This window comes from Paraburkholderia sp. (genome assembly GCF_026225065.1).
Lineage (GTDB): Bacteria > Pseudomonadota > Gammaproteobacteria > Burkholderiales > Burkholderiaceae > Paraburkholderia.
Genome location: NZ_JAMFSB010000123.1, coordinates 1 through 15,168, shown reverse-complemented (window position 1 = coordinate 15,168; position 15,168 = coordinate 1). Strand labels below are relative to the sequence as shown.

Below are 15,168 nucleotides of genomic sequence, written 5' to 3'. Positions count from 1 at the left end.
TCCCCGATAGCTCAGTTGGTAGAGCGCCGGACTGTTAATCCGTAGGTCCCTGGTTCGAGCCCAGGTCGGGGAGCCAAGATTTTCAAAGGCCCGTTAGCCAAAACGGGCTTTTTTATGTAAAGGTTGTACTGCTGTTCCTCGATAGCTCAGTCGGTAGAGCGCCGGACTGTTAATCCGTAGGTCCCTGGTTCGAGCCCAGGTCGAGGAGCCAAAAGATTCGAAGGCCCGCATTTGCGGGCCTTTTGTTTTTGGGCGGCGCGCACCACACTAGTCGGCGCCGGCACTTGTTGCCGCCCACAACATTGCTCCCTTCGCGTTCGCCCCTCCCCTTCTTCAGCAGTTCCCAGACGCATTTACCCACGTCACGGTTGCCGTTATACGATGGCGCTTTCGCTCCGCGATCATTCCCGATCACTCCGGTATCCCAATGAAATCCACCTTGTTGCGCGTCACGTTCGCTCTCGTTGCCACGGCTCTGCTCACCCCGCTCGCGCACAGCGAGGAAGTGGGCAGCGTCAACACCAATTTCCATGTGACCGGTTCCGACCGGGTGGTGGTCGAAGCCTACGATGACCCGATCGTGCAGGGCATCACCTGCTATGTATCGCGAGCCCGTACCGGCGGTATCAAGGGCACGCTCGGCATCGCGGAAGATCCGACCGAGGCGTCGATCGCCTGTCGCCAGGTAGGCGCGATCAAGTTCGCCGGCCCGGTCAAGCAGCAATCCGATGTGTTTTCGGTGAGCATGTCGCTGATCTTCAAGGCGCTGCACGTGGTGCGGATCGTCGACGCGAAGCGCAATTCGCTGGTCTATCTGACCTACAGCGATCGCGTTGCCAGCGGCAGCGCGAAGAACAGCGTCAGCGCAGTGGCAGTACCGGCCGGCACCACGATTCCGCTCAAGTGAAAGCTGCTTGTACGGTGACGGCCTGCTCGCGCTAAACTGGCAGGCCAAGCTGGATTTCCATCATGACCGTGACCCGTTTCCGCGATTCCGCCCGCTATTGGCGTACGCCGCTTTTGCCCGGCGCGGATCTGCTTACGGCTGAATATCACGACCACGAGTTCTCGCCGCACTGGCACGACGCGTACACCATCCCGGTGATCGTCGCCGGCGCCGAATGCTACCGGTATCTGGGCGCGGACTACGTCGCCGAGGCGGGCAGCGTGCCGATCATCAACCCCGGTGAACTGCACACTGGTGCACGGGCGATGGAGGAAGGCTGGCGCTACCGCGTGCTGTACGCGCCGGTGGATTTCATCCAGCAACTCGCGGACGACGTCGCCGGCCAGCCTCAGCCGTTGCCGTGGTTCGAACCCGGCGTGATCCGCGATGTGGAGGTCGCGCAACGGCTCGCGCACGCTCACCGCCTGCTCGAAGCACAAGCCGATCCGCTCGCGGCCGAAGCCGCGATACTCGATGCCCTGTCGATGCTGCTCGTGCGCTATTCGGGCAACCAGACGAAGCCGGCGCGACTTGCCGTCGACGACACCCGCGTCGCGACCATGAAAGAGCGCCTCACCGGCGATCTCGCCGCGCCACTTCAGCTAGGCGAACTGGCCAGCGCCGTAGGCCTGTCGCCGTTCCACGCTGCGCGCCTCTTCGCCCAGAGCACCGGCCTGCCGCCGCATGCGTGGCGCAACCAGGTCCGACTACAACGCGCGCTGGCGCCGCTGCGCGCGGGCGTCTCCGTCACCGAAGTCGCCGCGGCTAGCGGGTTCACCGATCAGAGTCATTTCACCCGGCATTTCCGTCGCGTGTTTGGGGTGCCACCGGGACGCTGGCGGGCTACCTGAGCGCAAGCTGCGCGGAAACTGCGGTCGCGAGACCGCAGCACGTGATACCACAGCACCGCTGCAAAACACCATAGCAAGAACGTACAAGCCTCCCTCACCCCGCCGCGGCTATCCTCGGCAGACCAAGGAGGCAAGATTGACCCATACCCGACGCACTGAATTCACCGCTGGCGCGCGCGACATCATCCCGATGATGGTTGGCGCTGCGCCGTTCGGCGTGATCTTCGGCACTCTCGTTACATCCGGCCCGCTGCACCTGTGGCACGGGCAACTGATGTCCCTCGTCGTGTTCGCCGGCTCGGCGCAATTTATTGCGCTGGGCCTGATTGCAGGCCATACGAGCTTCGCCGTAGTGCTGGCCACCACCCTCGTCGTCAACCTGCGCCACGTGCTGTACAGCGCCACGCTCGCGCCCTATGTCTCGAACCTGCCGCTGCGCTGGCGCCTCGCCTTGGGCGGTGTGCTCACCGACGAAGTCTTCGCGGTCGCCTGGGCGCACTACCGGCATCATCCGCCCGGCTCGGTGAGCCCGTACTACTTCCTCGGCGCGGGTCTCGCCATGTATCTCAACTGGCAGATCTGGACGCTCGCCGGCCTTTTGTTCGGCGCAGCGTTCCCCGGTCTGCAGTCGCTCGGGCTCGATTTTGCGATGGTCGCCACTTTCATCGCGATCGTCGTGCCGCAACTCGTCGCGCTACGCTATTTCGCCGCGGCCGCCACGGCAGGTGCGTTGGCGTTCTTCTGGCAGGCTTGGCCGTACAAGCTGGGCCTGCTCGGCGCGGTGTTCGCCGGGGTCGTGGTCGGCGTGCTGCTGTCGTTCCCTGGCAGCCAGCGGCGCACGGCGGAGGCGGCACAATGAACTACGCCCTCCTGATTCTCGGCATGGCGCTGATCACGTGGACGATCCGAGCGACCGTTTTCGTCCTCGGCGACCGGCTGGTGTTCCCGCCGCTCGTGCGTACCGCCCTCGGCTTCGTGCCGGTGACGGTGCTCACCGCCATCATCGTGCCCATGGCCGTCTCGCCCCACGGCGGCGGAGCCGAACTCACGTGGCACAATCCGCAGCTAATCGGCGCACTCGCCGCCGTGGCGGTCAGTGCGCTGACCCGTCGGCCGCTGCTCACCATTGCGGTCGGACTCGCGGTCTTTTTTGTCTGGCAAGGCGTCGTCCTCAAGTAGAGCGCGCCACCTGGTTGCACCGCCGGCCTTGTGCAGCGCCGCAACCGGCGCTGCATCAGACGGCCAGCACGCGTCAGCCCCACGCTCTGCCCCTCAAGTTTTACTCTATTCCGCCGTTATGCAGTCGAGGTCCGCTCGCCGGGAAGTTCTCCCGCTGGTTATGCGGCAACAAGCAAGATCAACCGCGTCGTGCATCGACGTCGCCCTGTCACGGGGGCAGTTCGCAGAAGGCGACACTTTTGCGATGCAACGCGGGAGGACCAAACGGGATACGACATGGGTCAAATCACCCTTTCACTCAAAGACGAAACCGTCGCAAACCTGCGCAAGGACTTTGACGCGTTTCTGCGCGTCTCGCTCAAGCTCGATCCGCAGTTCGCCACGCCGTCGTTTGAGGATTTTCTGCGCGCCAAGCTGCTCGACAACATGGTGCCGCTCACCGAACACGCGGTGAAGCGGATGTTGCAGGGCGGCCAGTACGCATGGGCCAAACGCACGCTGGACAAGGAATTCCCGGATGTCGTCGCGATCCTGATGCAGCAGGCATCGGAGTTCGGTTTTGGCTTCGCCTCGCGCTCCGAATGGACCCCCGAGGAACTGGCCAAGCAGTGCCACGACTGGGCGGCGGCGATCGTCAAGGAATCGGATGGCGATGCGTCGCTGGTGGATCCGCTCGCAGCGCAGATCAAGAGCGCGGCGCAGGATATCCAGACTCTCGAAGAGACCATGCAGACGCCGGCATGGAGGCTGGTCGAGTCGCTGCGGCAGCGGGTCTATGAAGCCAAAGTGGCGTGTGAGACGAGCATCGGCAGCACCTCGCGCGAAAAGCTCGGCGAGCTGCGCGGCCTGTTGCGGCTGGGCATTTCGCACGGCTCGTTCCAGAAACAGGAAGCGCAGCAGATCATGGAATATTTGCGCCTGCTGAAGCCGGAAATCTTCGTCGAAGAGCCGTACGATATTTTCTCGCGGCTCGCGGCGTGGCTACGCGCCTTCTTTACGCCGCCGCCCCGCCCGCAGCCACAGCAACAACAGCCGCGCCAACAGTCACGCTAAACGGAGTGGGGTGACGGAACACCCCGCCCGCACTCAGTCCCACATCTTTTTCAGCTTCGCAGCAATTTCGAGCTTCGCTTGCGCCGCCGCGGCCAGTCCCGCCACGCTCGGCGCAACCGGCTCGGGCACGCGCGGCCAGGCATGGACGTCGAAGAGCGGCAGCAGGTGCGCCGGGATGAACCGCGTGCGCGAGGCCCACACGTGCCGATCGCCCAGATGCGTCTGATTATGCACGTAGAAGCGCTGCGGCACGACGATGTGAAGATCCTCCTTCGCACGCGTCATCGCCACGTACAGCAGGCGCCGCTCCTCGTCGATCTCCGCCTCGCTGCCAGTGCCAAGATCCGACGGAATGCAACCGTCCACCCCGTTCAGCACGAACACATTGCGCCACTCCTGCCCTTTCGCCGAATGGATGGTCGACAGGATCAGATAGTCCTCGTCGAGCATGGGTACGCCGGATTCGTCACTGGTGGCGTCAGGCGGGTCGAGCGTCAACTCGGTCAGGAAGCGCTCGCGCGAAGCATAGGTGGCAGCGATGCTCTCCATTTGCAGCAGATCCGCATGACGGATGGCCGCGTCTTCGTGATTGCGCTCGAGGTGAGGTTCGTACCAGCGCCGTACCCGTTCGAACTCAGCCGGCCACGACGAACCTGAGCCGCATACGCTCGACATGAGCGCGACGAATGGCTGCCAGTCTTCCAGTGTGCGCGGCGGCGGTGCGAAGGCTGCCAGCGCATTGGCCGTCGCGCCGGAAACGCTGTGCGTCGCATCGCCTGATGTCCTGGCGTTGCCGACGGTCCCAGCCCCCTCGGCCCTCACGGGGCCGGCAAGCTTTCTCGCCCCTTCGGCCACCGCATCCAGCACGCGCGCGGCAGTCGCCGGCCCGACGCCCGGCAACAGCTGCGTGACCCGAAACCCCGCCACCCGATCACGCGGATTTTCCGCCCAGCGCAACACGGCAAGCACGTCTTTCACGTGCACCGAGTCGAGAAACTTGAGGCCGCCGAATTTCACAAACGGAATGTTGCGCCGGGTCAGTTCGATCTCCAGCGCGGCGCTGTGGTGCGCAGCTCGAAACAACACCGCTTGCGCCTTCAGCTTCATGCCGGCCTCGCGCGCCTCGAGCACCTGTTCGACTACGTAACGCGCCTGATCGGCTTCGTCCGCCACACTGACCAGGCGCGGGCGCTGGGCGGATGCCTTGTCGGTCCACAGGTTTTTGGTGAAGCGCTCGCTGGCGAGTTCGATCACCGCGTTCGACGCCGCCAGAATCGGCAGCGTGGAGCGGTAGTTACGTTCGAGCGTGACCTGTCTTGCGGGCGGATTGAAGTGGCCCGGAAAATCGAGGATGTTGCGCACCGTCGCGCCGCGAAACGAGTAGATCGACTGGGCGTCGTCACCCACCACGGTCAGGCCACGGCCGTCGGGTTTCAACGCGAGCAGGATGGACGCCTGAAGGCGATTGGTGTCCTGATACTCGTCCACCAGCACGTGATCGAAGCGGCCCGCGAGGTCAGCGGCGATCGCCGGTTGCTCGGCCATCAGGGACCAGTAGAGCAGCAGATCGTCGTAGTCGAGCACGCTCTGTTTCTGCTTGGCGTCGACGTAGGTGGCAAACAGCATCCGCAGATCCGCCTCCCACTCGCGGCACCACGGAAACGCGTCGTTCAGCACGTCCGCCAGCGCCGCGCCGGTGTTGACGACGCGCGAGTAGATCGCAATGCACGTGCCCTTCGATGGAAAACGCCGTTCCTTCGCCGACAACCCGAGTTCGTGCCGCACGAGGTTCATCAGGTCGGCGGAATCCTCGCGGTCGTTGATCGTGAACGTAGGCGCGAGGCCGATCAGTTCGGCATATTCGCGCAGCAAGCGGGCGCCGATACCGTGAAACGTGCCCGACCAGGTCAGACCCTGCGCCACCGCGGCCCGCGCGCCCAACGCCTGCCCCGCGATGCGCGTCACCCGCCGGGTCATTTCGACTGCGGCCCGGCGTGAAAATGTCAGCAGGAGGATGCGGCGCGGATCGACGCCCTTGACGACCAGATTGGCGACGCGGTGCGCCAAGGTATTGGTTTTGCCCGACCCCGCGCCGGCGATGACCAGCAAGGCGCCGGTCGGCTGCGTGACATTGCCGGTGTCGTATTCGACGGCTTCGCGCTGCGCGTCATTGAGCTTGGCCAGCCAGGCTGCGGTATCGGACGGCGCGGGTTCGGCAACGGAGAGCACGGTGTCTGGGCGGTAGGTAGAGGGTTACAGGGGCGTGGGCTGCAAAACAGCGCGGCGCCGCATACTGTATATCCATACAACCGACAACGACAAGCGCCCTTTTTTCGGCGCGATGCGCCTTTAGGTACCTCTTTAGGTCCCTCATTACAGACTGTCATAGCGTTTTCGCCGGGTGCTGTATATCGACGCCAGCGGGCCCTTTCCACACAATGTCACTGCCCTCCAACTCATCCAGCCCCCATGAAAACCTACCCCGCTTTCCGGGCCGCCGCCTGCCACGTCGCGCCGTACTACTTCGATACCCCACGCACAATCGACAAGGCGTGCGCCCTGATCGCCGAAGCTGCCGGCAACGGGGCCGAACTGATCGCGTTTCCCGAAGCCTTCGTCTCTTCGTTCCCGGTCTGGTCTGGCGTCTACGCACCAGTCGACGTGCACGACTTCTTTTTCAAACTCGCATCGAGCGCAATCGAGGTTCCTGGGCCGGAGGTCGCCCGCTTGCAGGAAGCTGCGAGGCGCCACGGGGTGATCGTCTCGATCGGCATCAACGAGGGCACGCGCATCAGTCCTGCGTGCGTCTGGGATACCAACCTCCTGATCGGAGACGACGGACGCATATTGAACCGCCATCGCAAGCTGGTGCCGACCTATTGGGAAAAGCTCACATGGGCGAATGGGGATGGCAGCGGATTGCGGGTCGTCGAGACCAAGGCCGGACGAATAGGCGCGCTGGTCTGTGGCGAGAACACCAATTCTCTCGCTCGCTTCGCGCTGCTGGCCCAAGGCGAGAATGTGCATATTTCATCATTTTCGCCGCGGTGGCCGACCCATCCGCCGGGCGAGGCATCTTACGATCTCGAGGCAGCCATACGGTTGCGAGCAGGGGCTCATGCGTTCGAGGGCAAGGTTTTCAACATCGTCGCCTCTGGATTCCTGCCGCCCGAGGCGATCGACCTGATCGCCCGCGACAATGCGCGTGCACGGCAACTGCTCGAGGAGTCGCCCAAGAGCGTGTCGATGATCTTCGGACCGAATGGCACAGTCATCAGCGATACGCTGCGGGATGAAGAAGGCATTGTCTACGCCGATATCGATCTCAAGCAGTGCGTCATACCCAAACAGTTTCAGGACGTCGTCGGTTACTACAACCGCTTCGATGTGTTCCAGTTGAAAGTGAACCGCCGCGCGCTCACCCCGGCCGAATTCAGCGATGGCGTGGCCGGCGTCGAATACGACGATCTGTCCGGCCTAGGGTCAACTTCCCCGGAAGAGGCATGGCCGGTCGAGTCGGTCGACGGTGCGAAAAGACCATGAAACTGATCGATCTTTACAGCGATACGCAGACCGCGCCCACCGAAGGCATGCGAGCCGCCATGGCTACAGCGAAGGTGGGCGACGAGCAGATGGACGAAGATCCCACGACGCGCGAGTTGTGTATCCGGGTCGCAGAGCTTCTGGGTTTCGAGGCGGCGGTTTTCATGCCGTCGGGAACGATGTGCAACCTAGTCGCGACGCTTGTGCATGCCCGTCCCGGCGACGAACTCATTGCCGACGCGCAGTCGCACATCTGTACCACCGAGGGCGCAGGCGCCGCGGCGATCGCAGGGGTAGCGATTAATCCGATCCCGACTCGCGACGGCATCTTCACTGCGGATGAATGCAGGGCTGCGATCCGGGAGCCATCCCGAACGGCCCCTCGCTCTGCGATGGTCAGCATTGAGCAGACCACCAACTTCAGCGGCGGTGCAGTGTGGCCTATCGACGTGCTCCACGGCGTTCGCGATGCCGCGCTCGACGCTGGTTTGCGCACGCATATCGACGGGGCGCGACTCTTCAACGCAAGTGCCGCCGCCGGCGTGCCATTGAAGGCCTATACCGCCGGGTGGGATAGCGCGTGGGTCGACTTCAGCAAGGGAATGGGATGTCCGTTCGGCGCGGTTTTGTGCGGAGACACCCGTTTCATCCGCGACGCATGGACATGGAAGTACCGGCTCGGCGGTGCGATGCGGCAGTCCGGAATCATGGCCGCGGCCGCGCTCTATGCGCTCGATCATCACGTGACACGCATTGCCGACGATCACGCCAACGCAGCGCTGTTCGTCAGGTTGCTGGCCAGCGAACCCTACTTCGCGTTCGAAGCGCCAAGCCCGATCACAAATCTGATTCTGTTCAAAGTGCAAGGCTTGCCTGTCAATACGGTCACCTTCGTCGAGCGTGCGTTGCAGCGTGGTGTGCGTCTTCGTGCGCTATCCGACGGGCGTCTGCGTGCCACGACACATCTCGACGTGACGCGCGATCAGATCGTCGCAGCGGCAGGCATGCTGAATGACCTTGCACGCGAACTTGCAGCTCACGCTTCATAGCTGATTGAATACGCCCACCATGATCACATCGCAACCCAGCCTCTTCCTCGTCGATGTTTTTACGCAAGATACCTTTCGGGGCAATCCCGTGGCCGTGATCGTCCCCGGGACCCGACTGCCACCCGAGCTCATGTTGCGAATCGCGCGCTGGACCGGTATGCCGGAAACGGTCTTCGTCTTGCCGCAGGAGCCACGCAGTCCTACGGATAACGGGCCCGATTACAACGTGAGAATCTGGTCGCCGTTGTGCGAGTTGCCGTTCGCCGGCCATCCGTCGATCGGTACCGCACATGTGTTGCTGGAGGAAGGGGCCATTGAGCCCACCCATGGACGATTCGTGCAGCAATGCCCCGCTGGGCGTATCGACATGCGCGTCACCTCGATCGGTGCACAGCGGAGGATCTCATTTCGCACGCCGGTGCCGACAGTAGAACGCCTGGATGACGCGGGCCACGCAGCCGTTCTCGACTCGCTCGGATGCACAGGAGCGCCAGCGCAGGTTGCGCTTGTCGACGCTGGTGCACGATGGCTCGTCGTCGAGCTGGCCAGTGCATCGGATGTCAACGTGCTGACGCCAGACATGGAACGGGTGCAAGCGTTAAGCGCGCGGTACCGGGTCTCGGGCGTCACCGTGCTGGGATACGAACAAGGCGGCGACGCGAACTTCGAGGTGCGGTCGTTCGCGCCCGCTATCGGCGTGCCGGAAGACGCCGTATGCGGGGGTGGGAACGCTTGCGCTGCGGCGTGGGTCGCCTACCGGAACGACTGGCGAGCGGGCTGCGCCGACGGCATCATTAGCCAGGGACGGCACGTCGGTCGCGCGGGTCGCGTCTTCTGGGAGGGTCCGGATCAGGATCGACGCATCGAAATTGGCGGCTTTGCCGTGACGATATCGGCGGGCAACTTCCGTTTTCCTTGAGGTAACTTCCGATACTTCCGATACGCGCGAAATTACTGCAGTTCGCGTACCATCTGACCCAATCGGGCCAGCGCATCACTACGGCGGCTCGTCATGCGAAACCCGCAATTCACACGCACATGATCACTGAATGCGCCCGTGGGGGAAAACAGCGTGCCTGGCGCAATGGCGATACCGTCATCGAGGGCGCGACGATAAAGCGCCATGGCCGAGACCTCGCCCGGTAGCCGAATCCATAGCAGATAGCCGCCGCTCGGCATGCTGACCTCGGTGCCTGGACCAAACGTACTCTGCACCTGAGCCATGGTCTCGGCCACCTGTAGACGACACTGGTTTCTTAGCTGACGCAAATGATGCTGATAGCCCCCAGCGGCAAGATAGTCACCAATCGCTTCCTGGATTAACAGGGGCTGCCCGACGCTCATCGTTCGTTTCACCGCTACGAGCCGCTCGTGATGCCGTCCGCCGGACACCCAGCCAACTCTCAAGCCCGGCGCAAGCGTCTTGGTCAACGAACTGCACAGCAATACGTTCCCGTATCGATCATATGATTTGGCGGCACGCTGCGTTGCCTGGAAGTGGAGATCGCTGAAGGTTGCATCTTCGATGAGCGGAATCTCCAAGCGTTCGAGCGCTTCGACCAGTTCGCGTTTCATCTCGTCATCCATGCTCGCGCCGTTTGGATTACTAACGTTCGTCGACATCAGACACGCGCCGATTCGCCGCCGCCCTGCCAGCCGTTCAACCTCTGCCAAGGCTCGCGCGGGATCGGAATGGAACGGCAGCGGGATGGCTAGCATGCCGAGCTGCGCAATCGTCGACAAGAACCCGTAATACGCCGGCGATTCCACGACGATGACATCTCCCGCCTGAGCAACGGCCTGAAGGCACAGGCCAAATGCCTCAATACAGCCGTTCGTCACCAGGATGTCGTCCACGGCAAGACTGCAATTCCATGTTCGTGCATGAGAGGCCAGGCTCTCGCGCAGATGTTTCGATCCTGAGGAAAACGAAACTTCCGTCAGCAACTCACCATGCCTGCGGGCAGCCGAAGCAATGCTGCGCGATAACGCGCCAACAGGAAACAGTTCCTTCTCGCACAGCGCCGTGCCGAAGGAGACGAAATGCGCGGTGTCGTCGATACGGTTTAACGCAGCGTGGGAGACCTCCGCATCGACGATCATGGCAGGCGCCCGAGGCAACACATCGCGTCTGGAAGCGCCGGCGCGCACATAAAAGCCTTTTTGTGGACGACTTTCGATGGCTTGCCGGTCTTCAAGTGCCCGGTAGGCCGCGAGTACTGTCGTCACGCTAACGGCACAACGCCGGCTCATCTCGCGAACGGATGGAAGACGCTGGCCCGCGGCCCAAAGTCCGTGCTCAATTTCGTCCATCAGGCGAGAGGCGAGCGAAACGTGCAGGAAGGTGGGTGAAGTGGGCATGGAGGGTGAAGGGGGTTGGCGATCGGGGAGGTAGGGTCACCGAATCAAGGGGGCGTTTGAACGGGGTAATCATAGCGCGTTGGAGTGTCGCATCTGGGCGCGAGATATACCCTTGGACTCCAACGACGAATGAACCCTCTTGGCCAAACGCCGCGATACTGAACTTCCGTAGTCGACCCTGAGCTGTCCATCGGCTCGCCGTCGCCCTAGCGCCATGCTCTCTGCTGCTGAAGCCAGCGCGAATAGCCCGCGTGGTTGATGTCATACACAACGCCAATCCCGCCTCCCCGTCCGCTGGCGCTCCGCGACGTCGTTGCCAAATGACCCGGCCCGGACATGATTGGAAAAGCGAGATGACCCAGCTCTGTCCATTCAAAGATATTCGAACGTCACTTGATCCGGGAAAATCGGCGAAGGAGGTAAAACGTGCGTGAGCGAACAATACGCATACGACCTCTTCGGTAAGATTTGTCTGCGCTTTCCTCAAGGCAACCCACGGCGCCCCAAGCTACGTGTCCGCAAATCTCCACTCAGCACGCGCTACGAAGTGCATAGCTTCCTTTGGGAGTCGATTGTCTGCGCTCATTGGCATCTTGAAAGAAAAACGCATCAAAATCGTAAGCTTCGCAGATAACTTTCGAGGTCCCGAGATAGCCTCCCGAGCACCATATCTGTCTGGCTGATCTAGGGGTCAGGGGGTCAGGGGGTGGGGGGGTCAGGGGATTTTGCTGCATACAGTCGTCACATGTGGTCGATGTAACTTTCATAAGGCATACGCACCATGGCACGCCTGATTCTGATGTTCATCGCCTCGTGGGCGCTGTCGCTTCTCATTAGCGGTTGTGTGGCGACGCCGAACGGCCTTGACCCGCATGGGGACACTCTTCTCTTCAAGACGTTCGGTCAGTTCGATTCGGCAATTGGCAAAATGGAGCTCGTCAAGGGACTCGGCCTTCCCTATTCCGTGCAAAACAATCTTAGCCACGTTGACTTTTCCAAGCCGGTCATCTTCCTGCCGCAGGACGTTGTCAGCGTGTCGCTCAGGGACACGTACCGCGTTGGCACATCGACAATTACCGTCATCTCTGCTCCAACACAGGAGTGTCAGTACAGCTACATCCTTCTTAACATCAACCCTGACAAGACGTACTTTGGCCGGCGGATCCAGCCGTGCGACCATGATGTTCACTTTACCAGCGACGGTAGTGGTGTGACGGTTGTCGAACAGAGCGTGCCGGACCCCCGCTGGTGGTGGATGTCTAACACTCGCGTTGCTGGTCCGATACTTCAATCGTCACTGCTGGCTAACCGCCCTGCCCAAGGCCTCTCGCCGTCCAGCAGCGCCAGCGTTGCAAGCGCGTCGTCCGGCGGTAACAACCCTTCGTCCGCGCAGGACAATCAGAGTGGGCTGTCTTCGGCCCCGTCGCACACGACGCGGTCTAAACCGCGCCCGGTAAAGCCACCAAAAGCCACACCCTCGGTGCAGGCTGGCGCGTCCGGACCCAGCAGTACTGCCCCGCAGCAGGCACCGGCCAAACGTCTCCAGTATGTCAGCAAGGTCGCGATGAGCTTCTCGATGACAGCACGCGATGCACATGAAGCCACACATATCTGTCTTGCGGACGGCTCGACATGCGCGCAGTGAATGTCTCTGGGCAAAACGAGCGCCCTGCCAGTCTGACGGAAAGCGGCAATATCGCGGAGCGTGCTCCTCGATACATGTACATCATCACTTTCCTGACCATCGTCTACCTGATTGTTGAACTGAGCTTCAACGCACGGCTGCTCGATGTAACCGGGAGCGACGCGCCGCGCAACGTGGTACATGCAACCGAGTACTGGGGTCGAGGTATATCAGGCGTCGCGGCAACGCTCGCCGTTTGGGGTATCTGGTTGATGCCGTTTGCCAAACGCCGGGGCTGGCCGCTCAGCAAGACGTTGCCACTCATGGTTCTGGTTGCCGCTTTCTGTGGCATTGGAATGTGGCAACTTCAGAGCAGCATCATCGATCACTTCGTCAATCAATCGACGGGCGACGACCGCAGAATTGCGGCGAAGCTCAGGATAATCGAGCGTAGCGCTATCCGGCGCAGAGTGGAAATCAGCGGCGTCCCCCTCACCGGAGATGTCATCAACAGCCCGGAAGGAAAATCCTTTCTCTCGCTGTTGCCCTTCATGGCCAACTCTATCGATGGTGTCGAGCAAAAAATCGACGTCGGACTGGGAGATGCCATCCGCTCACAGGTGCCGGACCAGATCGGAGATCCGGCAACGTTCTACAAAACGACCTTCTCGAAGAGCGTGCGGGCTATCGAGGCCATGTATAACCGCTACGTCGACGCATGCAATGCGTACGCCGACGCCACCGATCCGTCGATCGCCTGGGCGACTTATAAACAGAAGCTTCAGGAGACCGGATACACGCCCGACAACACAACGGTCGCCGGACATGCTGCCGCGTTCCAGCTCGCCCGCGCTATGGGTGCGCAGGTATCGGAGAATTGGTCTCCGGATGACATGAACACGTTCTCTGCTTCCTATCTACGTAACGCAAGACCCATCGCCCAAACAAAGTATGCCAGCGCGACGACGGCAGCTTTTGGGCAATCCATACCGCAAGGGTTGAGCTTCGACCAGTTCGAGCGCTTGCCTGTTGTTCAGAAGCGGTGGCATGAGATCCTTGATCTTCCCACGACAACTATGCTGAGCTACAAGCTCACCGATGCACCGTTTCTGCAAGCTGTCTACGATCCAGTCGTAGCCGCCGTCGCCGAACAGCAGGTCAAGAACCTGAATGCGCCGGGAAGAGACTACGGTGATGGGGGAGAAAAAGAGACGGAAGGTCGGGACGCAATCGCGGCATTGATTGTTCCGCCGATAGCGCTTGCTTTCTCCATAGCTGGCGCCCTGCTGCACATTTTCAAATCGATGAACTACGTCGGCCACCTTTGCGTGTATCAATGGAACAGCCGTCGCGCTGGAAATCAACGATCAAAGACCTTACGGCACGGCGTTTTTACTCCCGCCATTGCGTGCTTCGTGGTTTGTCTCGCTCTGACCGCATTCCTCTTCCCAAATGAAGTGACCAACTCGCCTCTGTATGGATTTTTCAATGATCACGTCACTCAGAAGTATGGGACCGTGGCTGAATGGACGTGCCGATGGGTCATTCAAGCCCAGCCGTTCTTCTGGCCAGTCAACGAGTTCATCCGGACGCACCTCCTGCACAGCTTTACTTTTGGATAGTGGGCCCTCCGTAAATGGGCGCAGATGACGTTTCGTCGCTGTCATCAACAGGAACATTCAAAATTATCGAATTGGACTACTTAGTAAATATTAGCGGGCCAACTTCGTTCGTACATGGTTTGAAGCAAGCTTGAGTACAGTTCCTTGCCTGTAGAACATCGCCTTTCGGCGTTTGGGATCTCGCGCGAATTACGTTCGTGTTTTGAATTCGGCGCTCATCGGCAGGCACGAGAGCGCGCGATATGCCTTGGGAATGCAGGTCTTTTGCAGTGAAACGGGTTCAGCTCTGTAAGACTATCGATACCGAGATCGAAAATGTCCAATGTCAGGCTTATCTACGCAATGTTCCTCGTGCTGCTGGCAGCTTGTAGCACGCAGGGCGCTCGCAACACCGTTATTGATGCCAGCGATCTGCACTGGGCAAACGTCAACGGAAAAGATTGCCAGATCTACGCCCTGTGGCCTAACGCGGGGAAGTCGGTCGACTGGAGTGGCACATGTTCGCACGGCTTCGCAGCAGGACAAGGCACCGCAGCATGGCACGAAATGGATGGAACGGAACTGGTTGTAAGCGGGACAGCGGTGAATGGACTCTTCCAGGGCGCGATGGTGCTGGACGAGAGATCGCTCAACATGCACGTCCACGAGCAAGTTACTGTGACCGATGAAGTCGCTAATGGCTTCGGAACCTATGAAAGCGATACCAGCGGGATTCCCATCATCCGCTATAGCGGAAATTTCGCCGGCAATGTATTCAGTGGTGTCGGTCGCGCGTACGTATACCAAAGCGACGGAATAAAAGTTCAGGATGGAATATGGACGAACGGCCAGTTTGCGAGTGGCAAGGCAAGCATCATCGGCTCACAGAGTCCGGCGCCCCCCCCCGCCCCCCCCCCCGGGTTGTGGCCCGCCGGCCCGGGGCCCAGGGGGGGGCGCCCCC

The 15,168-nt window shown here is 61.3% G+C and carries 13 protein-coding genes and 2 tRNA genes; 13 read left to right on the top strand and 2 right to left on the bottom strand.

The genetic code is table 11. The annotated features are described in order from the left end of the window. The 7 genes from M0954_RS09935 (at position 1) to M0954_RS09905 (ending at position 4,029) form a co-directional block, all read left to right on the top strand. Positions 1 to 76 (top strand) — tRNA-Asn (locus M0954_RS09935). Between the two features lie 59 nt (positions 77 to 135). Continuing rightward, a tRNA-Asn gene (locus M0954_RS09930) sits at positions 136 to 211 on the top strand. A 216-nt stretch (positions 212 to 427) separates the two neighbouring features. Then, positions 428 to 907 (top strand): CreA family protein, encoded by a 480-nt coding sequence (locus tag M0954_RS09925; RefSeq protein WP_297352939.1) that lies wholly within the window; start codon positions 428 to 430, stop codon positions 905 to 907. Positions 908 to 969: 62 nt separating this feature from the next. After that, entirely contained in the window at positions 970 to 1,797 is an 828-nt protein-coding gene (locus M0954_RS09920; RefSeq protein WP_297352938.1) for an AraC family transcriptional regulator, read from the top strand. Positions 1,798 to 1,987: 190 nt separating this feature from the next. Beyond that, positions 1,988 to 2,656 (top strand): AzlC family ABC transporter permease, encoded by a 669-nt coding sequence (locus M0954_RS09915; RefSeq protein WP_133893050.1) that lies wholly within the window; start codon positions 1,988 to 1,990, stop codon positions 2,654 to 2,656. After that, positions 2,653 to 2,976 (top strand): AzlD domain-containing protein, encoded by a 324-nt coding sequence (locus tag M0954_RS09910; RefSeq protein WP_297352936.1) that lies wholly within the window; start codon positions 2,653 to 2,655, stop codon positions 2,974 to 2,976. Before M0954_RS09915 ends, M0954_RS09910 begins: the two co-directional genes overlap by 4 nt. A 276-nt stretch (positions 2,977 to 3,252) precedes the next feature. Beyond that, entirely contained in the window at positions 3,253 to 4,029 is a 777-nt protein-coding gene (locus tag M0954_RS09905) for a DUF4088 family protein (protein ID WP_122152067.1), read from the top strand. A gap of 33 nt (positions 4,030 to 4,062) precedes the next feature. Here the strand turns inward: M0954_RS09905 and M0954_RS09900 are convergent, their stop codons facing one another. Next, positions 4,063 to 6,258, bottom strand: coding sequence for an ATP-dependent helicase (locus tag M0954_RS09900; protein ID WP_297352934.1), 2,196 nt, complete (start codon positions 6,256 to 6,258; stop codon positions 4,063 to 4,065). Positions 6,259 to 6,498: 240 nt separating this feature from the next. On the opposite strand from M0954_RS09900, the gene M0954_RS09895 reads away from it, so the two are divergent. Genes M0954_RS09895 through M0954_RS09885 form a run of 3 tightly spaced genes read left to right on the top strand, consistent with a single transcriptional unit; the run spans position 6,499 to position 9,540 of the window. Further along, positions 6,499 to 7,572 carry a carbon-nitrogen hydrolase family protein gene (locus M0954_RS09895; protein WP_297352932.1) on the top strand — a complete coding sequence of 358 codons (1,074 nt, stop codon included), beginning with the start codon at positions 6,499 to 6,501 and terminating at the stop codon, positions 7,570 to 7,572. Next, a complete protein-coding gene (locus tag M0954_RS09890) occupies positions 7,569 to 8,621 on the top strand; it encodes a low specificity L-threonine aldolase (RefSeq protein ID WP_297352931.1) in 1,053 nt (350 codons plus the stop codon). The genes M0954_RS09895 and M0954_RS09890 overlap by 4 nt, the downstream gene beginning before the upstream one ends. Before the next feature lie 19 nt (positions 8,622 to 8,640). Beyond that, complete coding sequence (locus tag M0954_RS09885) at positions 8,641 to 9,540, top strand: PhzF family phenazine biosynthesis protein (protein WP_297352929.1); 900 nt, start codon at positions 8,641 to 8,643, stop codon at positions 9,538 to 9,540. Between the two features lie 32 nt (positions 9,541 to 9,572). Here M0954_RS09885 and M0954_RS09880 read toward each other — a convergent pair whose 3' ends face one another. Continuing rightward, complete coding sequence (locus tag M0954_RS09880; RefSeq protein WP_297352927.1) at positions 9,573 to 10,982, bottom strand: PLP-dependent aminotransferase family protein; 1,410 nt, start codon at positions 10,980 to 10,982, stop codon at positions 9,573 to 9,575. 781 nt (positions 10,983 to 11,763) lie between these two features. Here M0954_RS09880 and M0954_RS09875 point away from each other — a divergent pair. From M0954_RS09875 to M0954_RS09865, 3 genes are all read left to right on the top strand, one after another. Continuing rightward, positions 11,764 to 12,627, top strand: a complete 864-nt coding sequence (locus tag M0954_RS09875; protein WP_297352925.1) for a hypothetical protein — start codon at positions 11,764 to 11,766, stop codon at positions 12,625 to 12,627. Next, positions 12,615 to 14,228, top strand: coding sequence for a hypothetical protein (locus M0954_RS09870; protein WP_297352923.1), 1,614 nt, complete (start codon positions 12,615 to 12,617; stop codon positions 14,226 to 14,228). Before M0954_RS09875 ends, M0954_RS09870 begins: the two co-directional genes overlap by 13 nt. A gap of 315 nt (positions 14,229 to 14,543) precedes the next feature. Further along, on the top strand, positions 14,544 to 15,168 hold a 625-nt coding region (locus M0954_RS09865; protein ID WP_297352921.1), incomplete at its 3' end, for a hypothetical protein.